This is a genomic window from Streptomyces sp. MNU76 (assembly GCF_020982545.1).
GTDB lineage: Bacteria > Actinomycetota > Actinomycetes > Streptomycetales > Streptomycetaceae > Streptomyces.
On the sequence record NZ_JAJKLK010000024.1, the window covers coordinates 103,631 to 129,639 of the forward strand.

Consider the following 26,009-nt stretch of genomic DNA (forward strand, 5'->3'; position numbering starts at 1 on the left):
GGTCACCGGCCGGTGCCGGCGCTCCCCGCGGTGGACCGGTTCGCGGCCCCGCCGAGTCTGCGGTGGTCGACCTTGCCGTTGGCGTTGTGCGGCATGGCGTCGAGACGCCGTGCGATGTGCGGGACCATGTAGGTGGGCAGCAGGGCGGCACAGTGCCGCTTGAGCTGGATCAGGCCCGGTGCCTCGGCGCCTTCGCGGAGGGTGTAGTAGAGCGTGAGACGGCCGCCGCCGTGACCGTCGGTGACGAGGACGGCCGCCTCGGCCACCGACGGGTGCTGCTGCACAGCCGCCTCGATCTCGCCGAGTTCGACCCGGTAGCCGGAGAGTTTGACCATGCGGTCCTTGCGCCCCCGGTAGACGAGCAGCCCGTCCTCCTCGTAGCTGACCAGGTCACCGGTGGGGTGCAGCCCCTGGCGGTGCTGATCGGCCACCGGATCCGCCGTGCGCCGCCAGTACCCCGGTGTCACGCAGTCGCCGCCCACCACGAGTTCACCGATCGCGCCGGGCTCCGTCAGGGCGCGGCCCTGCTCGTCCACGACGTGCAGCAGGGCGCCGGGGACGGGACCGCCGATGGGGACGGGTGCCGTGCGGTGCAGGTCCTCGGGGCGGACGCGGTGCCAGGCGCACACATTGGTCTCGGTGGGGCCGTAGAGGTTGTACAGCGCCGCATCCTCGGGAAGCAGCCGGGCCAGGGCGCGCAGTCGTGGCATCGGGAACACCTCGCCGGCGAAGAGCACGTGCCGCAGGCTCTTCGCCCCGTCACGGGTGAGCGCGCCGGAGGAGGCGAGCAGGCCGAGTGCCGAGGGCACCGAGTACCAGACGCTCACCCCGTGCTCCCGGATGCCCCGCGCCAGCGCCGTCACGTCCTTCGCCTCGTCGTCCGGGACGATCCAGAGGGCGGCACCCGAGGTGAGTGCGACGAACAGGTCGAAGGTGCTCAGATCGAAGCTGAACGAGGCGTGGTTGGACAGGACGTCCCCGGGGCCGACGCCGAACTCCGCACGGCACCAGCTCACGAAGGAGACGAGGTTGCCGTGCGAGATCCGCACACCCTTGGGTGTGCCGGTGGAACCGGAGGTGTACAGCAGCGCGGCCAGGTCGTGCGGGCCCGGTGCGGGCAGGGTGCCGACGAGGCGTACGGCCGCTTCGGCGAAGCCGGCCCAGGAACGCACCGGGACACCGCCGACCGCGTCGGGCAGGTCCTCGCCCGCTGCCACGACCGTCCGGACCGAAGCCGGGAGCGGCCCCTGACCGAGCAGCTCCAGGTGGCGCCGGTCGGTGAACAGCACCACCGGCTCGGCATCGGCGAGGATGGTCCGCACCCGGGCGACGGGCTGCCCGCCGTCGAGCGGAACGTAGGCGCAACCGGCCTGGAGGGTGGCCAGGATCGCCTCCGCACAGCGCGGATGCTTGTCCGTCCAGAGGGCGACCCGGTCGCCGGGACGGACCTCCAGCTGGTCCACGAGACGGGCCGACACCGCGTCGACCCGGGCCCGGACCTCTCCGTACGTCGCGGCTCCCGGCCCCACGAAGGCGGGACGCGTCTCCGATCCGGCACTCTTCGGCGGCAGGCGGAGGGCCACCCGGGACGCATCCGCTCCTGCGCGTGGCTCGCGGGTGCTCATCGTGCCTCCGGCAGGACACCGGTCTCGCGGGCGGCGTCGGTGAAGATCTCGGTGGCCAGGTCCAGGTCCTGCCGGGTGTGCTCGCAGGTGACACTGACGCGCAGGCGCGCGTCGCCGAGGGACACTCCGGGAAAGACGACGGTCTGGCAGAACAGACCGCGGGCACGGACCGCGCGGCCCATCTCCATCGTCTTGCGTTCGTCGCCGATGACGATCGGCAGGATCGCGCTCTGCGAGTGCTCCAGGTCGAAGCCGACGTCCAGCAGGTTGCCGCGCAGCACCTCGATGTTGGTCCAGAGCTGCTTCAGCCGTTCCGGCTCGGTCTCGATGACGTCGAGAGAGGCGATGAGACCGGCCGCGACGCCTGCCGGGATGTTCGCCGCGAAGACGTAGGAGTTCGCGTAGTAGCGCAGGTACTCGATCACGTCCTCGTCACCCACGACGAACCCGCCCATGCCGGCCAGCGCCTTGCTCATGGTGCCGAGTTCGAGATCGACCTCGCCCTTGAGGCCGAAGTGCTCGGCGGTGCCGGAGCCACGGGCCCCGAGGACGCCGGTGGAGTGCGCGTCGTCGATCAGCACACGGGAGCCGTACGTCTTGGCGAGCCGGACGATCTCGGGCAGGTCGCAGATGTCGCCGTGCATGCTGAACACGCCGTCGGCCACGACGAGGGTGCCCCCGTCGGACTGATCGGCGGTGCGTGCGAGGATCCGCTCCAGGTCCGCCATGTCGTTGTGCTGGTAGATCTTGCGGATGCCGCCCGACAGCCGGCCGCCGTCGACGATGCTCATGTGGTTGAGCCGGTCGACCACGAGGGTGTCGTAGTTCTTGACCAGGGCGGAGACGGTGCCGAGGTTCGCGGCGTAGCCGCCGGGGAAGACGATGCAGGCGGAACGTTGCTTGAAGGCCGCGAGCCGTCGTTCCAGCTCCTTGTGCAGCATGTTGGTGCCGCCGATGAAGCGCGAACCGGTGTGGGTGGCCCCGTAGGCGCGGGTGGCGTCGCACACCGCCTCCACGACCCGCGGGTGGTTGGCGAGGCCCAGGTAGTTGTTGGAGGCGAACATGAGGAACTCGCGTTCCCGGCCGGTCAGTTCGTCGAAGATCACGGCTCGGTTGCTGCTCCGGGACCGCAACGGCATGCCGTACCAGTACAGGTGCTGCTGTTCCCGCCCTCGCAGGTAGGAGCGGAAGCTGCGGGTCTTGGCGAACAGGTCCCGGTCGCGCTGCTCGACGAAGTCCTTGGTCGAACGGGAGTCCCATGCGCCGTCATGGGCACCGGGTTCGGGTTCGGAGGCGGTCGTGCGGCGGGCCGAGGCCAGCACGGTGACGAGTTCGCGCAGCGTCGTGGCCTGCACCGGGCCGAGCAGCGATGCGTCCAGGCCGAGAGCGTCGGCGGTCTCGGCCACCACGGAGGCGAGGATCACGGAGTCGATGCCCAGCTCGCTCTCCAGCGCGGTGTCCAGGCCCAACTGGTCCCTGCGGTAACCGGTGTGGTGCAGGGCGGCGGTGAGCACGGCTGCCAGCACCGGGTCCTCGGGGGGTGCGTCGGTCTGTCCGGTGACCGCCGTGTCCGCCGGTGCGCGTCGGTCGGTCTCCGGCAGGCGCAGGACGCGGCCGAGCGCGTCGACGAGGTCTCCGACGGTGGCCGACTCGGCGAGCGGTCCGTCGGCGGTACCGAAGCGCTCGCGAACCGTCTCCAGGATGGACTGGAGCGTGATGGAGTCGATGCCGAGCTCCGCCTCGAAGTGACTCTCCGGCAGCAGGTAGGACCTGTCGTAACCGGTGTGGTCCGCGATGATCTCCACGACCCGCTCGTACAGCCGGGCGGTGTCGAGCGGGTCGTCCGTGCCATGCGTCATGCCGCGTTTCCTCCTTCACCTTTCCGGAGACGGTCGACCAGTTCGGCGATCGCATTGACGGACCGGAAGTTCTTCGGCGATATCTCCTGGACGGGAATGCTGATCCGCAATTCGCTCTGCAGGTAATGGACAAGATCGAAGATTCCTGCGGAATCGATGATGTTCAGTTCCGTGATCGGTGTGTCCGGCTCGAGGCTTTCGGCGTCGCCGTCCATCCAGACGTCGACGATGTAGTCGGTGATCAGTTCCCGAGAGGTCATTGCCGTCCTTGGTTCGGTCCTGCGGTGGCAGGGCTGTCGAGCCGGATCCCGCCGCCCTCAGCCCCTGTCGACGGCGGGCCAGGTGAGCGTGACCGCCCCCCAGGTGAGCCCGCCGCCGAAGGCGGCCAGCAGCACACGGTCGCCGGGACGCAGGGCGCCCTCGGCATGCGCGTGGTCCAGGGCCAGCGGCAGGGAGGCCGCGGCGGTGTTGCCCACCTCGGCGATGTGGCTGTAGCTGCGCTCACGTGGCAGCCCGATCTCGTCGGCCAGCCGCAGCAGGATGCGGTGGTTGGCCTGGTGGCCGACGAGCCGGTCGATGTCGTCGATGCGCAGCCCGGCCCGGTCGAGGGCGGCCCGGATGCTCTGTCCCATCCGCTCCACGGCGAGCCGGAAGACCGTCTTGCCCTGCATCGTGAAGTAGTAGCCGTCGGTGGCCGTCTCCGCCGTCTCCGCCGGTGCCGGTGGGCCGCCGCGCGGCACGGTGATCAGGTCCTGGCCACTGCCGTCACTGCCGAGTGCGAACGGCCCGAGGGCGCCCGGCTCTTCCGGATGCCCCGCACGCAGCACGACGGCGCCGGCTCCGTCGCCGAAGATGACGGAGGTGGCGCGGTCGGCCGGGTCGAGGATCCGGGAGAACGTCTCCGCCCCGATCACCAGTACGTGCCGGGCCGTACCGGACGCGATGAGGCCGGACGCGGTGGCGAGCGCGTAGAGGAATCCCGTGCACACCGCCGAGACGTCGAAGGCGGCCACCTGCCCGAGGCCCAGCTTCTCGGCCACGGTCGGGGCGGTGGCGGGGCAGGGGCGGTCCGGTGTGGTGGTGGCCACCAGGACGGCGTCGACCTGCGCGAGGCCGGCCGACTTCAGGGCGAGCGCTCCGGCTCCGGTGGCCAGATCGGAGGTCAGCAGCCCCTCGGGGGCGACGTAGCGCTGCCGGATACCGGTCCGGGTGCGTATCCATTCGTCGGAGCTGTCGAGCCGGGCCGCCAGTTCGTCGTTGGTCACCAGCCGGGGCGGTAACTGGCTGCCCAGCCCGGCGAGAACGGCTGCCGGGGTCATCGGTCGTCTCCGGTACGGGCGGCGGCTCGGCGGGGCGTGCGAGCACGGCGGCAGGTGGCCAAAAGTGTGACTCCTCGCAGAGCGGTGCGGCCGAAAAGGCCCTGACCGGTTGGAGTCTTCCGGCCAACGCTGACCGTCCGCTGACCGATGCCTGACCGGACCACTGGTCAGGCATCGGTCAGCGGACGGTCAGCGGGTGTGGGGATAGTTTCCGCCAGTTGTCGCATCCCACCCACCCAGCGGAAAGGCAGAACACCTTCATGGGCGCTGTGTACGAAAAGCTGGTCGACCTGCTCGTCAATCACTTCGCGGTGGCGCGGGCGCAGATCAGGCCGGATGTCACGTTCGAGGAACTCGACATGGATTCGCTGTTCGTCGTCGAACTGCTGCTCGTGATCCAGTCCGAGTTCGACGTGGAGATCCAGGACGACGCGGTGGGCCGGGCCGACAGCATCGGGCACCTGGCCGGCATCGTCGAATCCGGGATCGGGGTCGCGCCGTGACGTCCGGTGACAGCATCGCCGTCACCGGACTCGGTCTGGTCACCGCGGCCGGTATCGGCACGGACGTGACGTGGAAGGGCGTGTGCGACGGCCGGTCGAAGGCCACCAGGAACCCGGTGCTCGCCGATCTGCCGATCGACATCTCCTGCACCGTGCCGGACCTCGACCCGGCCCGGCACGTCGGACCACGTAGCCGGCTGACCCACGACCGCTTCATCCAGCTGGCGATCGTCGCCGCCCGTGAGGCCGTCGCGGACAGCGGCCTCGACCCGCTCACCTGGGACGGCGCCCGGGTCGGCGTGGTGATCGGCTGCGGCCTCGGCGGCATCACGACCTTCGAGAAACAGCACCGTCGCCTCCTGGAGAAGGGGCCCCAGGCGGTCTCCGCCCTGCTGCTTCCGATGCTGGTGCCGAACATGGTCGCGGGCCATCTGGCGATGGACCTGGGCACCACCGGCCCCAACTTCGTGACCGCCAGCGCCTGCGCCTCCGGGGCCACGGCCATCGGCACCGCCGCCGGGCTGCTGCGGGAAGGCGTCTGCGACGTGGTGCTCACCGGTGGCACCGAGGCGAACGTCAGCCCCCTCATGGTGACGGGGTTCGCACAGATGGGTGTGCTCTCCCGCCGGGTGGACGATCCCACCGCCGCCTCCCGTCCGTTCGACGCGGCCCGCGACGGCTTCGTCATCGGCGAGGGCAGCGGCGTACTCGTGCTGGAGCGCGAAGCGGATGCCCGGGCGCGTCGTGCTCCGGTGCGGGCCCGGCTGGCCGGGTACGGTGCCTCCGCCGACGCCCACCACATCACCACTCCCGAGCCCGAGGGGCGCAGTGTCCGGCGCGCCCTGCGGGACGCGCTGGCGCAGGCCGGGGTGAGGGCCGACGAGGTACGGCACGTCAACGCGCATGGCACCGCGACCAGGATCAACGACGCGATCGAGGCACGAACCCTGCGCGCGGTGTTCGGCGACGGTGTGGCCGTGACCTCCACCAAGGGGGTCCTGGGCCACACCCTCGGCGCCGCCGGCGCCATCGAGGCCGCCCTGACCGTGCTCGCCGTCCAGCACTCCACCGTTCCCCCCACGGCGAACCTGGAACAGCTGGATCCCGACCTCGACCTGGACGTGGTCTCCGGCACGGCCCGCCAGACGAAGGTCGACGTGGCCGTCAGCAATTCGTTCGGATTCGGGGGCCAGAATGCCGTGCTCGTCTTCACCGCCGCGTAGGCGCTGCTTCGGCCACCGCCGCGTCAGGGCGGGGGAGGTGACGGCGTCCCATGTCCTTCGTTCTTCCCGAGCGGGACATCGCCGCGCTTGAGAGGCGCGTACAACGCGCCCTCGACACCGCCGATCCCTCGGCGCTGGCCGTTCTCGGATTCGGTGAGGTCACCCTCGTTCTGCGCCTGGACACCCCGTACGGCTCGTTCGCGTGCAAGCGGCTGCCGGTCTTCCCCTCCCACGAGAGCTTCAGGCGCCACGAGACGCTGGTCGCTGAGTACGTCGAGCAGCTGCAGAAGGCCGGCGTGCGCGTCGCCGACACCCGGCTGTGGCACACCCGGACGCCCTCGGGCAAGGTCGTCGGGTACTGCGTGCAGGAGGCTCTGCCCGGCGACCGGCTGTGCTCCCGGCTGCTGCACACCGAGGGCCACGCATGGGCCGGCGACTTCTACGCGCGCTTCCTCGCCCTGGTCGAGAAAGCGGTGACCCCCGGCGTCGGGCTGGACGCTCAGGCGTCCAACTGGATGGATCTCGACGGGGAACTGGTCTACCTCGATGTCACCACCCCCCTGCTGCGAGACGCACGGCGGCGCGAACGGCTCGATGTGCGGCTGTTCTTCACCTCGCTCCCCTGGATTCTGCGCGACGCCGTGCGGGTGTCCCAGACCCGGGCGATCTTCGACAAGTACTACGAGCCGCGCGGCGCCGTCCTCGACTTCCTCGGCAATCTGCACAAGGAACGGCTGTCGCGGCTGGTTCCGGGTTTCCTGGCGCAGAGCGAGGGCCGTTTCGACGCCCCCGTCACCGCCGACGAGGTGGCCGGCTACTACCGCGAGGACGCCCGCATGTGGGAACTGATCCAACGCCTGCGCCGGGCGGACCGCTTCTGGCACCGCAGGATCCGGCGGCGCACGTACCCGTTCCTGCTGCCGCCCGATGTCGACCGCTGAGGCCGCGGCGGCACCCGGCGAGCTCCGGCCCCGGACGGACACCGGCCCACTCGTTCTCGATCCGGACGTGCCGCTGCGGGTGCTCCGGCCCGCGCCGGGGCTGGCCCTGAGTGTGGTGTCGCTCGCCTGGCTGCGCGCCGCCGGGGACGACGTCCGCGCCCGGCTGACGTCGTGGCACCTGGGACCGGAAGAGGCGTCCTACGTGGGCACGCTCGCTCTGCGGCGTCGGCGCGAGGAGTGGCTGGCGGGCCGGATGGCGCTCAAGTACGCCGTGCGCGCCCACCAGGAGCACTCGGGGAGCACGCCGGTCGCCTGCCGTGACATCCGCATCGGACGCGTGACGCAGGGCTTGCGCGCCGGGAAGCCCGTGACCGACCTGCCGGTGGAGGTGGGCCTGACGCACTCCGGGGACTACGCCGTCGCGGTGTGCGGGCCGGGCGCGGTCGGAGTGGACCTGGAGCGTCCGCGCACCGTCTCGCCCCCGCTGGCCCGCATCCTCTCGGCTGACGGCGAGAGCGCGGGTGCGGACCTCGCCGGGCAGCGCCTGCGCGTCATGCCACTGCTCCTGCGCTGGGTGTGCAAGGAGGCCGTCCTCAAGTACTACGGGTTCGGTCTGCGCGTCGACACGCGCGAGGTGCGCCTCACCGGGTGGCACGAGGACGGGCGCTTCGCCTGGCGGCCGGGCCCCGAGCTGCTGCGACACGCACCCGTCGGCGGCGGCGAGTTGCGGACCCGGGCCTGCGAGCTGGACGGCTACCACCTGGCCCTGGTCTGGAGTGACCCCGCGAGCACGTAGTTCGACAGTCGACAGAAGGTGAGGACCGCTGCCGTGACCCGTCCGTCCGTCGCTCCTGCCCGGCGGTTCGAAGAGGCGCTGGCCGACGCCACCGCGCTGGCCTCGCTCAGTCCTTCCTCCCACAACTGCCAACCCTGGAGGCTCGCCCGGGCGGACTCGCCGGAGGCCCGGCAGGCCGCGGCCCGTTTCCTCGGCATGGGCGACGAGGCGTGCACCGAGTACGTGATTCTCGCCCTGGACCGCGGCCGTGAACTGCGCGCTCTGACCGCGCACGCCATGGAGATGCATGTCAGTTGCGGAGCGTACTGGCGGCTGCTGCGGCGGGCGCTGGCCGCCGAGGGGTGGGCGGCGCTGCAGGTGCGCGCGGTCGAGGCGCTGCCCGAACCGGTCCGGTTCGCCGCGCGGTGGCCGTCGGACTGGACTCCGCTGTGCGTGGCGGCGCTGCGGCGCGACCGGTCCTCGGGGGACGGGATCGACGAACTGTGGGCGCTGGCCCGCGGTCGGCGCACCCACCGTGGGCCGTACCGGAACACCGCTCTCGACGACGGGACACTCGGGGAGCTGGCCCGCACGGTCGCCGTCCCGGTCCGGGCCGACGACCCGCGGGGGGCGGAGAAGGGCGGTGTGACGGTCCGGCACCTGACGTCGAGTCCGGAAAGGTCCCTCTTCGCGGACTTCCTGGCGTCTCACGCCGGGCGCGACTTCAGCCACCCGGCGGCCTGGCGGGAGACCCATGCGTACGTGCGGTGGAACGCCACCGAGGCGCGGCGGCACGGAGACGGCTTCACGGCAGCTCAGCTGTTCGGACCGCTCACGCCGCTCCAGCGCCTGGGCAAGCGCCTCACGTTGGCCCCACCGGTGATGCGGCTCCTGTGTCTGGCCGGCTTCCAGCACCGGCTCGCCGCGCAGCTGGCCGGGCACATGCGGCTTCGGACGCCCGCCGTGGTGGTGCTCGGATTCACCAGGGAATCGCCGGGTGTGGCCGGGCAACTGCGGGGCGGCGAACTGCTGCTGGACTACTGGCTGGCCGCCACGGAGGCAGGGCTGGCACTCCATCCCCTCAGCATCGTCGTGCAGCACGACGACCTGCGCCGCGATCTGAAGGCTCTGCTGGGCCTGGCCGGACGCCCCTTCTTCGTCAGCCGTCTCGGCGTCCCGTCCACCCCGGCGCCCGCGTCCTTGCGGCGCCCGGGTTTCGCTGGATTCCGTTCAATTTGAACTGTCCGGTGTTTGTGTGCGCCCCACGGTGGGAACTTGGGCGCATTCGATGCTATCTCGGCGATATGCAGGCGCCTTCTCATCGGCGTGCGGCCGTGATACCGTGCCATTGAAAGTGCAATATTAAAGGTTGTGATACTTAAGGGGAACAAGTGTCGACGGCCGTTCCGTTGAATAGCATTCTTCAGTTCTTGCACCGTCATTCTGCTCATGGTCTCCTTTGTGTTGCATGATGAGTATCAGATTGCTTGTGTGCTGCGAAAATGCCATCGTCGGAGCGGGAATTCAGGCACTGCTGGGGCGTTATCACCTCGATGTCACCGTGGAGACATCGGTGCGCCGTGCCCTCGCCGTGGCCGCCGAGTCGTCCCCCGAAGCTGTCATCGTCATCTCGCCCCTGCTCACCATCGACGACCGTCACGAACTCGCCGAACTGGCCGAACTCAGCAAGGTGATCCTGCTCTGCCCCCCGCAGAACACCCATCGCGCGCTGGAAGCCCTCCGGGTCAGTGTGCGTGCCGTGCTCTCCGTGGAGTCCTCGGTGGAGGACCTGGTCCACGTGATCAGGACGGTCACCACGGTCAACGTCCTTGTCCTGCCGGACGAGGTCGGCAGGTCGCTGGCGCTCGCCGACGTGCACCTCACCCTGGTGCCGGCCGGGCCGGGTCCCATGCTCACCCGGCGCGAGCGTGAAGTGATGCTGCTGCTGTCCCGGGGCAAGTCCAACGCCGAGATCGCCGAGCGGCTGACCGTCTCGAACGCGACCGTGCGCTCGCATGTGCATCACGTCCTGCAGAAGCTGCACGCGCGGACGCGCACCCAGGCGGTCGCCATCGCCTACGAGTCGGGCCTCATCAGCAGGATCGCGCAACAGGTCAGCATGTCCTGATGAAATCGACGGTCCGGGAAGAAAGGGCGCCGGGGACGTTTGATCCCGGCACCCGTTCAGGATGTGCGTGCCTCAGTCCGCGGAGTACCCCGGTTCGATCCGCTCCCCGGAGATCTCGTCCACGACCGAGGCCATGGTGTCGAAAGCGGCCACCAGGCGCCGAAACGTGTCGGTCGCCATATCCCGCTCGAAGTTTTCCGGACTGGTCACCGAGATGACCTCGAAGTATTCGTGGGGCGCATTCGCATTCGCGTCAGCATGTGTCGAGACGCGGTGCACTGCAAAGGAATGCAGGCTTTTGAGGTCGGCGGCAGCGCGGTAGTCGCTTTCCCGCACCCAGGTCTCGAACCGGGCGGGGTCGACGCCCTCGTGGAGCCGGATGCGGTGAACGATGACATGCATGATGTCCTTGCCTCTCTGCTCAGCGCCTGTTTTCCCGGCGGCGACTGCCCAGGCGCAGTTCGCGGGCGATGTTGTTCTTCTGGATCTCGTTCGTCCCGGAGAAGATCCTGGCCGGCAGGGCATCACGCAGCAGGGTTTCCGCCTCGCCGTCCAGGAGGCCCAGCGCGCCGCGCAACTGGATCGCGTCGAGGCCCAGTTGCACCGCGGCCTCGCTGACCGCGAGTTTGGCGAGGGCAGGGCCGACAGTGCTCTCGCTTCCCGCGTCGATTCCGCGCGCCGACCGGTACAGCATCAGCCGGGCCGACTCGTACCGCGCCAGCATGTCGACGACCCGGTGACTCACCGCCTGGAATCCGCCGATGACCGTGCCGAACTGCTCCCGCTGCCGCACGTGATCGATCGTGGAGTCCAGGACCCGCCGCATCACGCCCAGATAGATGCCGAAGAGGCAGGTTCGCTCCCATTTCATCGACGTGGAGAAGACGACCGCGCCCGAGCCCTCCGAACCCAGCACCTGGGCCGCGGGCACCACGCAGTCCGTGAAGCGCACGTCCGCCATCGGCGATCCTCGCAGCCCCACCTTGTCGTAGGTCGGCCCGACGGTCAGGCCCGGAGTGTCGGCGGGCACCAGGAAGGTGGTCAGGCCGAAGAAGCCGCCCCCGGCCCGGGTGGCTGCCTGCACCACGAAGAGGTCCGCCACCGGGGCGTTGGTGATGAAGCACTTGCTCCCGTTGAGCAGGTACTGGTCCCCGTCGCGCAGGGCGGAGGTCTCCAGGCTCAACGCGTCGGAACCGGCCGCCGGCTCTGTGACGGCATGGGCCGCGATCGATTCCCCGGAACACAGGGCCGGCAGCCAGCGGTTCTTCTGCTTCTCGCTGCCGAACTCCACGACGGGCATGACGGCGGCGAACAGGTGTGCTGCCATGGAGAAGGCGAAGCCGGTGTCGCTGCTTCCCTCACCGAGCGCCTCCATCATCGCCGCCGCCGCGACGGCGTCCAGACCGCTGCCGCCGTACTCGACCGGGACGCTGCTCCCGGCCAGTCCCTGCTTGCCGGCCAGCTGCCAGCGGCGGCGGAATTCGTCCGGGTCGGCGGTGGCCGGCCCCGCGAGTTCACGGCGGGCGAACCGCACCACCATGTCGCGCATCTCCCGTGTCTGCGGGTCGAGTTCGGGGTCGAAGTACACGTTCATCGTGGCCTGCCCTGGTATTCCTCAAGGAGAAGGTGGTAGTTGATGCCGCCGGTGCCGAAGGAGCTCACGGCAGCCCGCCGCGGACGTCCGTCCGGGGCCTCCCAGGGCGCGGCATCGGTGCGGATACGCCCGGGAACGCGATCGAGGGCCAGTTCGGGACTGAGGGTGCGCAGACCGGTGTTGGGTGGGACGGTCGCGGTACGCACCGCGTGCAGCGCGCGCAGCAGTCCGGCCCCGCCGGCCGCCGCGAACGTATGGCCGAAGAACGACTTGGCGCTGCCGATGTCCAAGGGGCGCCGACGTGGTACGGCACCGTAGACCTGGGCCACCGCCGCGATCTCCACTCGGTCGCCGACGCGCGTGCCGGTGCCGTGCGCCTCCAGATAGTCGACGTCGGAGGGTTCGAACTCGACCTGGTCGAAAGCCTGGAGCATGGCCGAGGCCTGGCCCGTGATGTCCGGAGCGATCAGCGACCTCGCGTCGTTGGAGGCGCCGATGCCGCGCAGCAGGCCGTGGATCGGGTCGCCGTCCCGGAGCGCGTCGTCGTACCGCTTGAGCAGGAACAACGCGCAGCCGTCTCCGGGTGAGAAACCGTCGGCGGCCTCGTCGAAAGGGGTGATCCGCCCGTGCGACAGCAGGCCGAGCGAGGAGCACAGCACCATGTCGCGGGCGTTGCAGGGCAGTTCCACACCACCGGCCACCGCGTAGTCGACCGCCCCCGAGCGCAGTCTGCCGACAGCCAGGTCCAGCGCGGCGAGTGACGAGGCGCACGCCGCCTCCACCGCCACGGGCACGGCGTCCAGGTCGAACTCGTTGGCGATCAGTGCCGCGACACCGCTGGCCAGGCAGCCGTCGAGCGCGTGTGTGAAGTCCGTGCCGGCCACGGTCCGGTCCCTCACGAGCCGCAGCACTTCCCGTCTGGTCCGGGCGGCCAGCGCGCCGAGGGTGTCCAGGCCCTCGGCCACTTGTTCCAGTACATCGACGCAGAGCAGGGAGTTGAGGCGGCGCTCGTTGTGCAGCCCCAGGTTGCTGCCGACCGCCACCAGACCGGAGCCCGGCGGGCCGCCGGGCGGGTACCCGCGCCGGGCGAAGAGTTCGGCGGCGACGTCGAGCGCCACCCGCTGGGCCGCGTCCAGCGCGGCGTAGCGGCTCGGCGGGAGACGCAGACCGGGCGGCGGCCCGTCCGGCACCGGCACGGACGCACCCTGGTCGGTGTAGGAACGGTCGAGGCTGAGGGCTCCCGGCGCGTAGTAGATGCTCCGGTCGAAGACGTCGTCCGGCACCGGACCGACCATGCTGCGACCGGCCAGCGTGCGTGCCCAGAACGCTTCGGCATCCGGGCAACCGGCGAAGCGTCCGGCGAAACCCACCACGGCGATCGGTATCGGCCCGTCCCTGCTCACCGTCCCGGCCCCGGTGACCGCCCGGAGATCCTCGGCCGACGCACCGCCACCGCTGTGCGGGGTGCCGTACTCCTCCATGACGACATGGGCCACGGTCCCGGTCAGCGACGAACCGACGAGCGCCGCCCGGCGCGGCCCGCCGCCGGACGGCGCCGGCCAGCCCTCGGTCCCGGGCACCGCGCGCAGGGCACCGCCGTGCGGCATCCGCGACCGCGTGCCACCGCCGGGCAGCCTGCGGTGATGCAGCGCCAGCGCGATCTTGCTGAGGCCGGCGAGTCCGGCGTTCGCGAAGGTGTGCCCCAGCCGGTCCCGGACCGAACCGACCGCCACGGAGCCGGGCGCCGCGCCGGTGAACGAGGCAGTGAGCGCCCGCTGCTCGGCGTGCGACTCGCCGGCGACGCCGGACCCCGCCGCTTCGACGTACTGCACCGCCTCGGCCGCCGCCGCACAGGTCGTACGTCCCGCGACGGCCGCCTCCTCCCACAGCCCGTCCCGGTCCGGGTAGCGGAAGGCGCCGGGGCGCCCCTCGTGCCGCAGGACACACGACCGCACGGTGGCGTACACACGGTCGCCGTCCTGTTCGGCGGACGAGAGGCGTTTGAGCAGCAGTGCCCCGACACCCTCGCTGAACGGGCCCGTGTCGCACGGTGCCGTGGCACCGGTGGACTCCTCCTGCCCCAGCCCCTTGGCGGCGAAAGCCCGCGCGACGAAAGGGCCCTCGTGGCGCTGCCCGGTGATGAGCAGGACGGCGTCCGACAGACCGGCACGCAGACTGTCCATGGCGTACGCGAGGCCCAGGTACGACGTGACATCGGCGGACTCCAGCGCCAGCGTCCTCCCACGCAGCTTGAAGGCGGACGCGACCCGCGCCGGGATGGAGCTGACGAGCTCGCTCACCCTGTCGTGCGGCGACGCGCCGAGCCGCCGTATCAGCGCGGCGCGGAACTCCTCGGTGGTGTCCGCGTTCGTGTCCGACGCGTGTCCGCCGTGCTCCGCGAGCGTCCGCCCCAGTTCGACGGCGTAGCGAGCGCCCTCGATCCGCAAGGCGTTGGCGTACTGGCGGTCCAGGCCGAAGCAGGTGCCCACCGTGACATCGACGCGATCCGAGGGGAGCGGTCGCCGGTCATAGCCCGCGTCCTGAAGACACTGGCGGGCCGCCTCCAGAGCCAGGAGCTGCATCCGGGACATCGTCCCCGTCTGAGCGGGTGGAATCCCGAATCCGGCGACATCGACCTCGATGTCGCCGAGTCCGCCCGCGGCGGGAGCGGGGGCGCCGTCGGTCGCCGGGGCGGTCAGCAACCGCCAGTACTGCTCGGCCCCCCGAGCAGCCGGGTACAGCGCCCCGATGCCGACCACCGCGATCGCCTCGGGAATCACCGAGGGACCGCGCCCTTCGGAACGCACACGCGACCCAGAGGCCATGACGAGACTCCCACTCTCTGTTCCGCAGGACGCGGCGCTCAGGCGCCGTCGATGCGCCGCCGACCGCGGAGGGCGGCGCGGCGTGCCGGCCCCTCACACGAGGCCGGCATGCGCCAACGCGGGATCCTGAGCCAGGATCTCCGCGTGCCGGCGCTGGAGCAGTTCCCCGGGCCTGATGCCCAGTTCCTCGTCGAGACGCTGCCGGGCCAGCCGGAACTGCTCCAGGGCGTCGCTCTGGCGCCCGACCTGGTACAACGCCAGCATGAGCAGATCGCAGAAATGTTCCCGCAACGGGAACTGGGCCACCAGCCGGTGCAGTTCGGCGATCGCCCGAGCGTGGTCTCCGAGCATGATGCGAGCCCGCACCTGATCCGCCAGGGCGGAGAGACGTCTTTCCTCGAACAACCGGGCGGCGCTGCGGCAGCGCAGCCCGTCGCCCGCGTCCAGCAGGGCCGGACCACGCCACAGGAGCAGCGCGGAGTCCAGCAGACGAAGTGCCCGTTCGGGGGCGTCGGCCAGCGTCGTCGCGGCCTGGGACGCCAGGTCGAGAAACCGATGCCCGTCGATGTGCTCGCGCGGGACGTCCAGGACGTAGCCGTTGGGTACGGAGCGCAGCACGGTGGTCCCTGAGCCGTACCGCCCGCCATCGCCCCTCAGCACCCTGCGTACCCGGGTGGCATGTGCCTGCATGGCGTTGCGGGGATTGCGGACGGTGTCGCCCGACCAGAGTTCGTCCGCCAGATCCGTATGGGAAACCGCCTGGCCCGCTTCCAGGGCGAGGACGGCGAGCATGGTCCGGACTTTGCTGGATCCCACACCGTGCGGATGACCGTCCGTGAACACGGATATCGGACCGAGAAGATGGATAGCCACAACGTCCCCTCGCATGCTGGTACGTGATTTCATCGGCGATGGCCGACCATGCATCCCTCTCGCGACTACTGACCCGCGGTCAGCGAGTCATTCACAGCCGCTCCATCGTCGCAGGGTGCTCGGAGCAAGGTCATCGGTCGACCGGACCGATTCGGATCTGCACGGAAGAATGAGGCAGCAGGCGTGTGTCGACTCTTCATGGAGGGATGCGCCCCCATCTCAACAGAAGATGTAGACGGACGCGTTCCGCTTGGAGGACTTCGGCGAACAGGCGGGTACCGAGCGCCGCCACCCCTACGTCCTCGCCGAGCTGCACCCGCCCGTACCCGAGGCCGAGCCTGACAGGCAGGGGGACACCCTCGGGGGGCTGCAGCGGATGATCGACGCGGCGCACGGTCGTCGCGCAGTTCCGAGCCGCCTGCCTGGCCCGCCCGGACGAGAGAGATTCCAAGCGGTGGCGGCCGAACTGAAGGCAGAGAGTGCGGAGTTCAGCGGATTGTGTGAGCGGCGGGACATCGAGGAGGCCGGGCAGATCCGCAAGGAGATGAACCACCCGGTGCTCGGGTTGCTGTGCTTCGAGTGCAGCGTGATGCGGCTGCCGGCGCGGCCGGACCCGTCGATCGTGCTGCACACGCCGCTTCAGGAGGCGGACGCCGCGGGCGAGCCGGAGTGGCTGGCGTCGCCAGAGGGGCGGCGCGGGGCGATGTACCCCGTGGGGGGACAGTGGCGGTGCCGCTTCGCCGGGGCGTGGCGTGATCGACAGCAACCACAGCCGTGCCCACCACCCGCCCTCTCGGCGCCTGGCGCCGAGGTGAGCCGGCGCGACCGGCGCCAAGGGCGCCGCGAAGCTCGGCGGCGCCCTTCATGGGGAGGGTGGCGCGGTCGCTCAGGGGGTTCCGACTGCCAGGGCTTTGAACTCTCTGGGGAGGTCCGCGCGCCTGGTGACGTTGAGCTTGCGGTAGACGCGGGTCAGATGCTGTTCCACCGTGCTGATGGTGACGCACAGTTGGTCGGCGATCTCACGGTTGGAGTTGCCCAGGGCGGCCAGGGACGCTACCCGTCGCTCCGCCGCGCTCAGGGGATCGCGTGGAACGGTGCCCGGGTCGGGCGGTCTCTCCTCCCTGCCGCGCGGCGGCAGAGAGGGCTGCAGATGTTCGGCGCCGCACACATCGGCCAGGTGCAGCGCCTGGTACAGCGCTCGCCGTGCCTGTTCCGCCTCACCGATCGCGCGCTGCGCGGAACTCAACGCGGCCAGTGCCCGGGCCAGTTCGAGCCTGTCCCCGGTGAGCCGCAGGACACTGACTGCTTCCAGCAGCAGGCTCGCCCGGCGCCGCGGTTCGGCTATCTCGGCGAGCAGGCACATGGCGACGCCGCGGCTGCGGGATTTGGCGCTGCCGGGGCGGGCCAGCTCCGCGTCCGCGAGTCGGCGGACCTGGTCCCGCTGCCCGAGGCGCAGATGCGCGGCCGCCGCGCCGCTGCGCCAGGGCAGGAAGGACGGCAGATCCATGTCCCAGGCGCGGGCCTGGTCGCCGCAGCGCAGAAAGTCGTCCAGGGCCGCGTGCACCCGGCCCGCGGCCAGGTGGTGATGGCCCCGGGCGTAGAGATACTGCAGGCCGTACCGTGACTCGGAGATCGCGTCCGGTACCGAGTGCCGCAGGTACTCCTCGGCGACGTCGTCCGCCCCCATGGCGGTCGCGGCCAGGACGAGCGTGCTCAGCGGCGCACCGACGGCGACTCCCCAACTGCGGGGCGAGAGGTGGGTCATGGCGGAGCGGGCGAGGGTGCAGGCCTCGTTCAGATCGCCCTGTCGCAGGGCCAGTTCGGCGCGGATCGCGGTGAGCTTCGCCTGCCAGGTGGGCACCTGCCGGGCGGTGGCCTCCTGCAGGAGCTTGGCCGACCAGACGGAGGCCTGGCCGAGCCGGTCCGCGTAGACGAGCGAGAGCAACGCCGACTCCAGCGCGTACAGACTGCTGTCGTCCAGGGGGCAGGAGCGCAGCACCTGTTCGGCGCTCCAGGCGCTGGACTCGTCGCCGCCGTTGCGCAGTGTCGAGCCGAGGACGGTCTCGGCGAGCAGGACGGGTCTGGCGGCCGTGGGTTCCCTGCTGTCGCGGATGCCCGGGCCGTCCTCGGCGGCGGGGAGGAGAGGCACCATCGTGGGGTAGCGGTTCCGCAGCCACTCCCTGTTTTCCGTGAACAGGCCGTGGGGGCCCGGGACCTTCGGGCCCAGCGCGCGGATCACCTCGGCGGCCTCGTCGAAGCGCCCGTGCCACAGCAGGGCACGGGAGAGCGGCACGGCCAGCTGGGCGGGCAGGACGCCCGTCAGCAGCGCTTCGGACAGCGGCCCCAGACGGGGCATCACCATGGAGGGGTTGAGCTGCCACTCCAGCCGCGCGAGCATCATCGTCGTGAGCGCCTGCTCGCGTGCGTCGTCGGAGCCGGACAGCGCCAGTTCCAGGCACTCCAGGGCGAAGCCGACGTCGCCGCTTTGGCGCGCCTGCTCGGAGGCGTCCATCAGCACGGGGACTGCCCAGCAGGGTGGCACGTGTCGCGCGGCGACGAGATGCCGGGCGACCGTGGGTGTCGGAAGTCCCTCATGGTGGAGTAATTCCGCGATGTCGAGTCGCTGTTGGGTGAGAACGCCCCAGGGGATGTCGTCCAGGACGGCCGACCGTGCCGCCGGATGACGGAATCGGTTGCCGTCGACGAGCCCGGCGGCCTCCATGTGCCGCAGCGCGTTCGCCACCGAGGACGGACCGAGTTGGAGCAGGCGGCCTATGCGGTCGGGGGAGGAGCAGGAGTCCAGCAACGCCATCGTGCGGGCCACGCCGAGGACGTCCGGCTCCCGGCCGTGCAGACAGGCGAGCACCGCTTGCGCGAACTCCTCTCCCGCGGGCGGGACTTCGGACCCGGCGTCGCCGTCACCGGCACCGTCCACCAGCCGGTCGCGGTGGTCCCTCAGCAGAGCGTGGACGAGCAAGGGGTTGCCGCCGCTGAGGGAGTGGTAGGCGGGGCCGAGGGCCTGTGCCTCCTCCGTGCCTAGGGCCTTCTTCGTGAGCTCGGTCGTGCCCTCCGGGGACAGGGGAGCCAACCGGACACGCCGGTAGAAGGGATGGCGGAGCAGTTCGGTGCTCAACAGCGGGGGACAGTGGCGGGCACTGTCCGGGCGGCTGAGCACCAGCATCACGGGCGCGGATCTGGTGTGCGGGAGCAGTTGGAGCAGACAGCTCAGGGAAGCGGAGTCGGTGTGTTGAACGTCGTCGACGCAGAGCAGCAGGCCGCCCGCCCCGGCCGCGTGCAGCAGCGCACGGCACAGGCCGCGGGCGACATGGGCCTGCAGGGCGGCCGACTCATGACGGGCGGGCGGATCGGAGGCGAAGCTGTTCTCCAGGACGGTCATCTGCGTACGCAGCTGGGCGGGCAGCGAAACGTCCCGGACGAGTTGATGGACGATACCGAACGGGACGTCTCGCTCCTCTTGCCGGCCGACTGCTCGCAAGACCTCGGAACCGGTCGCGGACGCCTCCTCGGCAAAGGCATAGAGCAACTCGGACTTGCCGATGCCTACGGAGCCGCTGACGAGGACGACGTGTCCATTGCCGCGACGGCTGGCCGCGAGGAATTCGTGTAACGTGAACAGTTCATCTTTGCGGTCGATCAGTATCATGCGTGTACTCTTTGCAGCACGTCGGAATTCTATTCGTAAACCGGCGAGTAAATTTCCGGAGGCCTGAAGTTTCTTTGCAGAGTCTTAGTAGAGCCCCTCGGGAGCCGACGAAGTGGTCTGTAGTGGAGTCACATTTGCGACTCCGTCGGACGGCCATCTCGAGCCGGTGTCGTAACGCAGCGCCTGGTCGCGTTCGAGGATGTTGGGAAGGAACAGGTCTTCGTGCAGCACGGTCAGTCGAACCTGTCCTACGGTGCCGTATTCCACCGCCGTTGACCAGTCCTCTTTGCGTACGACATTCATTGTCACCTGCGGGTAATTCGGAACATAGGGCATGAGTTCGGCGTTCTGCTCGACGGGCAGGCCCGCCGCGTTGCCGAAAGTGTTGCCGTAGCTGCGACCGCAGATGCCGTCGTCCATCGCGGCCTCGAAGCCGCGGTACATGTCCGGGCTCAACTGCGTGCCGCTCAGCCGCACCCCCCGCAGCGGTGCGACCAGGTCGGGATGGCGGCGCACCAGCGCCTGGAAGAGCGCGGGGGTGGTGTTGAGGTAGTCGATCCGGCCGTGGGTGAGCACGTCGGCGACCTGCTCCAGCAGGTGGGTGGTGTACTCGGCCGCGTCCGCCAGTCGGCCGGCCCGGATGAGTCGCTTGACCCAGCGCGGGTCCATGTCGACGGCGTACACCTGTCCGGCGTACAGATCCGACACCTCCCACACGCCGTTGCCGATCAGATGCGGTCCCGTGGGGGTCGCCTGGAGCCAGGTCCGCCCCTGGGCGAACCCCTCGGTGACGAAGGACCAGCGGCGCCACGCTCCGCGGTGCAGCAGCATGGCGGGCGTGTAGAAGACCCGGCAGGGCGTGCCGGTGGTGCCGCCGGTGTCCCAGACGCGGCCGGTCAGCGGGCGCGGCACGGCGAGCGGTACGAGGTCCGTCGGGTCCTGGGAGCGCAGGATGTCCACCGGAAACGGGCCGAACGCTGCGAGCTGCTCATAGCGGGTGATGTCCCGTGCGTCGAAGTCGAGTCGGGCGGCGCGCCGCAGCCAGTACGGGCTGCCCGTCTCCGGGTGGAAGTGCCGCGCCACCACTTTCCGGGTCCATGCGTCGAGGTCGGTTTCGAGCCAGCCCTCGATCAGCGTGTCGCACTCCGTGCCCCGCACGGCGGGCGACACGTCGGCCGGCGCGCTCACCGGGCCCGCGCCGGCGAAAGGTCTATGCCGAACTCGTACACACTGGTCAGCACCTGCTGGATGTGCTCCGGCTTGTCGACGTGCACCACCGGGAACGGGAACCTGAGAATGCCGTCCGGGATCGAGCCGCCCATGACGAGGCCGAGGCGCACGCCCTGGTCCTTCATCTCGTCGCAGACGTCCACCAGGCTGATCGGGTCCGTGGGGTTCCGGTCGAACAGATCCCGTACGTCCTCCGCCGTGGTCAGGGTCTTGCGCTCCAGGCAGGAGACCAGCGGCAGTTCGGGCGCCCTGAACGGCATCGCGTCGATGTACGGCGCCATGAACTCGCGGAAGTGACCGCGCAGCGGCGAGTGCACGGCGATCGGCCGGTCCGGCAAGGGGGCGACGGTGCCCGGCGGAAGGTCGGCCGCCAGCGCGTCCAGCGCCCTCCGCTCGCCCGACAGCATCAGGATCCGCATGGCCCCGTCGGCCGTCGGCCCGAAGTCCCCGGACAGATGCACCCCGGCCCGGCCCTCGCCCCGGTACGCCGCCACCAGATCGGCCTCGGCCGGCGCGAACGCCAGCGCGAGGCCCTGCTCCGGCTCCTCGGCGGACAGTTCGGGTGTGTGACGGGCGTGCGCCAGCATCTCGAACAGTTCCCGCCGCCCGATCGAGCCCGCCAGGCAACTCGCCGTCATGGCGCCGAGGCTCAGTCCGCCCAGCACCGCCGGGCTGAGCCCGTGCTCCGCCAGCACGTCGTGGATGCCGAGGGCGAGTGCCGTCTCACGGATCGTCCCGGCGCTCTGCCGCTCCTCCTGGGGCTCCGGCAGCTCCCCCTCGAGGATCTGGCCCACCGTGAGACCTGTCCACTGCGAGACCTGCTCGTACAGGTCCCACATCACGGGATGGGCCCCGTACATCTCCAGACCATGCACTTCCGTGCCGACTCCGCCGCCGAACAGAAAGCCCAATGTCATGGCCGACTCCCGCGTATCTCGAACAAGAAAAGACGTGAACAGGACATGGTGCACTCGGTGTGTCAACTGTGCGACAAGGCGGTCGAGACCACTGATGTGCAGCTACCGTACCCATCGCCCGGCCCCGCGAAAAGAGTCATCTGACTCTGTCTCGAGCCGCCGTCGGGTGTCGCGGGCCGCGCTATCGAAACGCTATGCGGGACTGTCAGAGTTCTTCCGTGGCCCGAGTAATTCCTCTTGCCCGGATGGCCGGGAAGCCGGAAATGGAAGAAATGCCGAACAAGGACGACGGGGATCCCCGCACGCCGATTGCGGTCGTCGGATACTCCTGCCGACTGCCCGGCGCGCCCGACCCGGAGACGTTCTGGCGGCTGCTCGCGACGGGCCGGCACGCCATCACCGAGGCGCCGTCCGACCGCTGGGACGCCGACGCGATCATGTCGGCCGGGGCGGCACCGGACGCCGAACGCGTGCGGTGGGGTGGCTTCCTCGACCGGGCCGACCTCTTCGACGCCTCCTTCTTCGGGATCTCCCCCCGCGAGGCCACCGCCATGGACCCCCAACAGCGCCTGGTGCTGGAACTCGGCTGGGAGGCCCTGGAACACGCCGGCATCGTCCCCGGCACCCTGGCCGACAGCCCGACCGCCGTCTTCGTCGGCGCCGCCACCGACGACTACGCGACCCTGCGCGCCCGCCTGGGTGCCGCCGGCATCACCCGTCACACGGCCGTCGGCACCCAGCGCACCATGATCGCCAACCGGCTCTCCCACGCCCTCGACCTGCGGGGGCCGAGCCAGACCGTCGACAGCGGCCAGTCCTCTTCTCTGGTCGCCGTCCAACTGGCCTGCGAGAGCCTGCGCGCCGGCGACTGCACGGCCGCCCTGGCCGGCGGCGTCAACCTCAACCTCGCCCTGGACGGCGCGCTCGTCGCCGCCGGCTCCGGCGCCCTCTCGCCGGACGGGCGATGCCACACCTTCGACGAATGCGCCAACGGCTATGTACGCGGCGAGGGCGGAGCCCTGGTCGTCCTCAAGACCCTCGACCGGGCCATGGCCGACGACGACCCCATCCGCTGCCTGATCCTCGGCGGCGCCGTGAACAACGCCGGCAGCGCCTCCTCAGGGCTGACCGTCCCCGACGAGAGCGCCCAGCGCGAGGTGATCCGGCTCGCCCACCGGCGCGCCGGGACCCGCCCCGACCAGGTGCAGTACGTCGAACTGCACGGCACCGGAACGAAGGCCGGCGACCCCGTCGAGGCCGCGGCACTCGGCGCGGCCCTCGGCACCGCGAGGACACCCGGCAGGCCCCTGGCCGTCGGCTCCGCCAAGACCAACGTGGGCCATCTGGAGGCCGCCGCCGGTGTCGTGGGCCTGCTCAAGGTCATCCTGTCCATCGAGTACCAGGCCCTTCCCCAGCCTCAACTTCACCGCCCTGCCCCCCTCGGTGCCCCTGGACCGCCTCAATCTGACGGTCCAGCGAACTCGCGCCCTGGCCCCACGACGACCTGCCGAGGACCGCGGGAGTGAGCTCGTTCGGCATGGGCGGCACCAACTGCCATCTGGTGCTGTCGGACTGGCGCGGCCGGGCACTCCCGCGGCCCCGACCCGTCGTACGCCCGCTGCCCGCCCCCGTCGCCCTCTCGGGCCGCGACGAGTCCGCCCTGCGCGCCCAGGCGGCACGCCTGCTCGGCCACCTCGCCGACCGCCCCGAACTCGGGACCGGCGAGATCGCGTACTCCTGCGCCACGACCCGTACCCACTTCGCGCGGCGCGCGGTCGCCCTCGCCACCGATCGCGACGACCTCCTCGCGTCGATCGCGGCCCTGGCCGAAGGCCGCCCCGCGCCGCGCCTGGTGGAGGGCACCGCACGCGAGGGCGGCCTCGCGTTCCTGTTCACCGGGCAGGGCAGTCAGCGACCCGGCATGGGCGCGGCGCTGCACGCCACCTTCCCCGTCTTCGCGGACGCCTTCGACGCGGCGTGCGAGGAGATGGACCGCCACCTCGACCGGCCACTGCGGGACCTGGTCCTCGACAGCGGAGGCACCCCCGACGCGGCCCTGCTCGACCGGACCCGCTACACCCAGCCGGCGCTCTTCGCCTTCGAGACCGCCCTCTACCGGCTGCTCGAACACTGGGGTCTGACTCCGGACGCCGTACTGGGCCACTCCGTCGGCGAACTGGTCGCGGCACACGCGGCCGGCGTACTGGACCTGCCGGACGCCTGCTCGCTCGTCGCGGCCCGAGGCCGTCTGATGGACGAACTGCCGGGCGGCGGCGCCATGGTGTCGGTCCAGGCGTCCGAGGAGGAACTCGGCCCCGAACTGGCCGAGTTCGCAGGCCGGGTCGCCGTGGCCGCACTCAACGGACCGGCCTCGACCGTGCTCTCCGGCGACGAGAGTGCCGTACTGCGCCTCGCCGGACGCTGGCGCGACCGCGGCCGCAGGACCAGACGACTGCGGGTGAGCCACGCCTTCCACTCACCCCACATGGACGGCATGCTCGACGAGTTCCGCCAGGTCGCCGAGAGTCTCACCTACCGCACACCGCACCTCCCCGTGGTCTCCAACCTGACCGGCCGGACCGCCACCGAGGACGAACTCCGCTCTCCCGACCACTGGGTCCGCCACGCCCGCGACGCGGTCCGCTTCCTCGACGGGGTCAGGACCCTGCACGCCCGCGGCATCGTCCTCCACCTGGAGATCGGGCCGGACGCGGTGCTCTCCACCATGGCCCGCGACTGCGCGCCCGACGGCGCCGACCAGCTCTTCGTCCCCGCCCTGCGGAAGGACCGCGACGAAGGGGCCACTCTCTGCTCGGCGCTCGCGGAGCTCCACGTGGGCGGCGCCACCGGGACCCTGAACCAGCTCTTCGCCGGCTCCCGAGCATGCCGCGTCGCCCTGCCCACCTACGCCTTCCAACGGCAGCGCTACTGGCTCGGCTCCCCCGGCGCATCGCTCCCGGAGGGCCCGGCCGCGCGGGAACTCCCGTCGCCGGAACCCGAGATGGCCTCCCCGACCGACCCCGGCGACCGCCGAACCGCATCGGCGGAGCTGGTGCGCGCACACGTGGCCCACGTCCTCGGCCACGACTCGCCCGACGCCGTGCGGATCGGCACCTCCTTCAAGGAACTCGGCTTCAGCTCGCTCATGGGCGTCGAACTGAGCGACCTCCTCAGCAGATCGACCGGCACACGCCAGCCCAGCACCCTGATCTACGACCACCCGACACCCGAGGCCCTGATCCGGCACCTCGGGAACGCGCCGGACGGCGACATCCCGGCCCCGGAGGCCCTCACCCAGGCGGGTGTGGGGAGCCGGTGGCGGTGGTGGGGATGGCGTGTCGGTTGCCGGGTGGGGTGGTGTCGCCTGCGGGCTGTGGGAGTTGGTGGCTGAGGGTCGGGACGGTGTGTCGGGGTTTCCGGTGGACCGGGGTTGGGATGTGGAGGGGTTGTTCGATCCGGATCCGGATCGGCCGGGGACGTCGTATACGCGGCATGGCGGGTTTTTGCATGATGCGGCGGAGTTCGATGCGGAGTTCTTCGGGATCTCGCCGCGTGAGGCGTTGGCGATGGATCCGCAGCAGCGGTTGTTGCTGGAGTCGTCGTGGGAGGCGGTGGAGTCGGCGGGCATCGATCCGCACGCGTTGCGGGGCAGCCGCACCGGCGTCTTCGCCGGCACCTTCACCTTCCGGGATTCCGACAACGGCGTCACGCTGCCCGACTCCTCCGAGGGGCGTCGGCTGACCGGTGGTGCCGCGAGTGTGTTGTCGGGTCGGGTGGCGTTTTCGTTGGGGCTTGAGGGTCCTGCGGTGACGGTGGATACGGCGTGTTCGTCGTCGTTGGTGGCGGTGCATCTGGCGGTGTCGGCGTTGCGGGCGGGGAGTGTTCGCTGGCGTTGGCGGGTGGGGTGACGGTGATGTCGTCGCCGGGGACGTTTGTGGAGTTTTCGCGGCAGCGTGGGTTGTCGGTGGATGGGCGGTGTCGGTCGTTCGCGGCGTCGGCGGGTGGGACGGGGTGGGCGGAGGGGTGGGGCTGCTGGTGTTGGAGCGGCTTTCGGATGCCCGTCGTCTTGGGCATCGGGTGTTGGCGGTGGTGCGGGGGAGTGCGGTCAATCAGGACGGTGCGAGTAATGGGTTGACGGCGCCGAGTGGGCGGGCGCAGGAGCGGGTGATCCGGGCGGCGTTGTCGGCGTCGGGTGTGGCTGCTGTTGATGTGGATGTGGTGGAGGCGCACGGGACTGGGACGCGGTTGGGTGATCCGATCGAGGCGCAGGCGTTGCTGGCGACGTATGGGCGGGAGCGGTCGGCTGGGCGGCCGTTGTGGTTGGGGTCGTTGAAGTCGAACATCGGGCATGCGCAGGCGGCTGCGGGTGTGGCTGGTGTGATCAAGATGGTGATGGCGCTTCAACAACGTGCGTTGCCGCGGACGTTGCATGTGGATGAGCCGACGCCGCTCGTGGACTGGGCCTCGGGTGGGGTCGAGTTGCTGACCGAGCAGCGGGAGTGGGAGGCGGTGGCGGGGCGTCCGCGCCGGGCG

19 protein-coding genes and 3 pseudogenes are annotated in these 26,009 nt (G+C 70.7%); 11 read left to right on the plus strand and 11 right to left on the minus strand.

The genetic code is table 11. The annotated features are described in order from the left end of the window. Positions 1–2: 2 nt before the first annotated feature. Genes E4N62_RS38945 through E4N62_RS38960 form a run of 4 tightly spaced genes read right to left on the minus strand, consistent with a single transcriptional unit; the run spans position 3 to position 4,803 of the window. On the minus strand, positions 3–1,625 hold the full coding sequence (locus E4N62_RS38945; RefSeq protein WP_230222271.1) for a D-alanine--poly(phosphoribitol) ligase: 1,623 nt from the start codon (positions 1,623–1,625) through the stop codon (positions 3–5). Then, positions 1,622–3,484, minus strand: a complete 1,863-nt coding sequence (locus E4N62_RS38950; RefSeq protein ID WP_230222273.1) for an aminotransferase class I/II-fold pyridoxal phosphate-dependent enzyme — start codon at positions 3,482–3,484, stop codon at positions 1,622–1,624. The genes E4N62_RS38945 and E4N62_RS38950 overlap by 4 nt, the downstream gene beginning before the upstream one ends. Next, the gene (locus tag E4N62_RS38955; protein WP_230222275.1) at positions 3,481–3,744 is read right to left on the minus strand and encodes an acyl carrier protein; all 264 of its coding nucleotides are present in this window, start codon (positions 3,742–3,744) and stop codon (positions 3,481–3,483) included. Before E4N62_RS38955 ends, E4N62_RS38950 begins: the two co-directional genes overlap by 4 nt. Before the next feature lie 57 nt (positions 3,745–3,801). Further along, the gene (locus E4N62_RS38960) at positions 3,802–4,803 is read right to left on the minus strand and encodes a beta-ketoacyl-ACP synthase III (protein ID WP_230222277.1); all 1,002 of its coding nucleotides are present in this window, start codon (positions 4,801–4,803) and stop codon (positions 3,802–3,804) included. 260 nt (positions 4,804–5,063) lie between these two features. Between E4N62_RS38960 and E4N62_RS38965 the strand changes: the two genes are divergently transcribed. The 6 genes from E4N62_RS38965 (at position 5,064) to E4N62_RS38990 (ending at position 10,373) form a co-directional block, all read left to right on the plus strand. Continuing rightward, a complete protein-coding gene (locus E4N62_RS38965) occupies positions 5,064–5,306 on the plus strand; it encodes an acyl carrier protein (protein ID WP_230222279.1) in 243 nt (80 codons plus the stop codon). After that, a complete protein-coding gene (locus E4N62_RS38970) occupies positions 5,303–6,529 on the plus strand; it encodes a beta-ketoacyl synthase (protein ID WP_230222281.1) in 1,227 nt (408 codons plus the stop codon). The genes E4N62_RS38965 and E4N62_RS38970 overlap by 4 nt, the downstream gene beginning before the upstream one ends. A gap of 50 nt (positions 6,530–6,579) precedes the next feature. Continuing rightward, positions 6,580–7,470, plus strand: coding sequence for a DUF6206 family protein (locus E4N62_RS38975; RefSeq protein ID WP_230222283.1), 891 nt, complete (start codon positions 6,580–6,582; stop codon positions 7,468–7,470). Then, on the plus strand, positions 7,457–8,266 hold the full coding sequence (locus E4N62_RS38980; RefSeq protein ID WP_230222285.1) for a 4'-phosphopantetheinyl transferase superfamily protein: 810 nt from the start codon (positions 7,457–7,459) through the stop codon (positions 8,264–8,266). Before E4N62_RS38975 ends, E4N62_RS38980 begins: the two co-directional genes overlap by 14 nt. 33 nt (positions 8,267–8,299) lie before the next feature. Beyond that, positions 8,300–9,484 (plus strand): RedV protein, encoded by a 1,185-nt coding sequence (locus tag E4N62_RS38985; RefSeq protein WP_230222288.1) that lies wholly within the window; start codon positions 8,300–8,302, stop codon positions 9,482–9,484. Between the two features lie 229 nt (positions 9,485–9,713). Then, positions 9,714–10,373: a response regulator transcription factor gene (locus tag E4N62_RS38990; RefSeq protein WP_230222290.1), complete on the plus strand. Its 660-nt coding sequence runs from the start codon at positions 9,714–9,716 to the stop codon at positions 10,371–10,373. A 72-nt stretch (positions 10,374–10,445) separates the two neighbouring features. Here the strand turns inward: E4N62_RS38990 and E4N62_RS38995 are convergent, their stop codons facing one another. The 4 genes from E4N62_RS38995 to E4N62_RS39010 form a co-directional block, all read right to left on the minus strand. Then, the gene (locus E4N62_RS38995) at positions 10,446–10,775 is read right to left on the minus strand and encodes a RedY protein (RefSeq protein WP_230222292.1); all 330 of its coding nucleotides are present in this window, start codon (positions 10,773–10,775) and stop codon (positions 10,446–10,448) included. A gap of 19 nt (positions 10,776–10,794) precedes the next feature. Next, positions 10,795–11,967, minus strand: a complete 1,173-nt coding sequence (redW, locus tag E4N62_RS39000; protein ID WP_230222294.1) for an L-prolyl-[peptidyl-carrier protein] dehydrogenase — start codon at positions 11,965–11,967, stop codon at positions 10,795–10,797. Next, the gene (locus E4N62_RS39005) at positions 11,964–14,747 is read right to left on the minus strand and encodes a polyketide synthase (RefSeq protein WP_230222296.1); all 2,784 of its coding nucleotides are present in this window, start codon (positions 14,745–14,747) and stop codon (positions 11,964–11,966) included. Before E4N62_RS39005 ends, redW begins: the two co-directional genes overlap by 4 nt. 138 nt (positions 14,748–14,885) lie before the next feature. Next, positions 14,886–15,608, minus strand: coding sequence for a BTAD domain-containing putative transcriptional regulator (locus E4N62_RS39010; protein WP_230222298.1), 723 nt, complete (start codon positions 15,606–15,608; stop codon positions 14,886–14,888). A 328-nt stretch (positions 15,609–15,936) separates the two neighbouring features. Here E4N62_RS39010 and E4N62_RS39015 point away from each other — a divergent pair. After that, positions 15,937–16,386: pseudogene (locus E4N62_RS39015) on the plus strand (hypothetical protein); the annotation flags it as partial. Positions 16,387–16,551: 165 nt separating this feature from the next. Here E4N62_RS39015 and E4N62_RS39020 read toward each other — a convergent pair. From E4N62_RS39020 to E4N62_RS39030, 3 genes are all read right to left on the minus strand, one after another. Continuing rightward, on the minus strand, positions 16,552–19,329 hold the full coding sequence (locus E4N62_RS39020; protein ID WP_230222300.1) for an AAA family ATPase: 2,778 nt from the start codon (positions 19,327–19,329) through the stop codon (positions 16,552–16,554). Between the two features lie 84 nt (positions 19,330–19,413). Next, positions 19,414–20,517: an arylcarboxylate reductase gene (locus E4N62_RS39025; protein WP_374117176.1), complete on the minus strand. Its 1,104-nt coding sequence runs from the start codon at positions 20,515–20,517 to the stop codon at positions 19,414–19,416. Further along, the gene (locus E4N62_RS39030; RefSeq protein WP_230222302.1) at positions 20,514–21,476 is read right to left on the minus strand and encodes an ACP S-malonyltransferase; all 963 of its coding nucleotides are present in this window, start codon (positions 21,474–21,476) and stop codon (positions 20,514–20,516) included. Before E4N62_RS39030 ends, E4N62_RS39025 begins: the two co-directional genes overlap by 4 nt. A gap of 263 nt (positions 21,477–21,739) precedes the next feature. Here E4N62_RS39030 and E4N62_RS39035 point away from each other — a divergent pair, with 263 nt between their 5' ends. The 4 genes and pseudogenes from E4N62_RS39035 to E4N62_RS48955 all read left to right on the plus strand — a co-directional run. Beyond that, complete coding sequence (locus E4N62_RS39035) at positions 21,740–23,002, plus strand: polyketide synthase (RefSeq protein ID WP_230222304.1); 1,263 nt, start codon at positions 21,740–21,742, stop codon at positions 23,000–23,002. Then, a complete protein-coding gene (locus E4N62_RS39040; protein ID WP_230222306.1) occupies positions 22,999–24,867 on the plus strand; it encodes an acyltransferase domain-containing protein in 1,869 nt (622 codons plus the stop codon). The genes E4N62_RS39035 and E4N62_RS39040 overlap by 4 nt, the downstream gene beginning before the upstream one ends. A 28-nt stretch (positions 24,868–24,895) precedes the next feature. Then, a pseudogene (locus E4N62_RS39045) lies at positions 24,896–25,611 on the plus strand (beta-ketoacyl synthase N-terminal-like domain-containing protein). After that, positions 25,566–25,850: pseudogene (locus tag E4N62_RS48955) on the plus strand (hypothetical protein); the annotation flags it as partial. The pseudogenes E4N62_RS39045 and E4N62_RS48955, both read left to right, overlap by 46 nt. Positions 25,851–26,009: the final 159 nt, after the last annotated feature.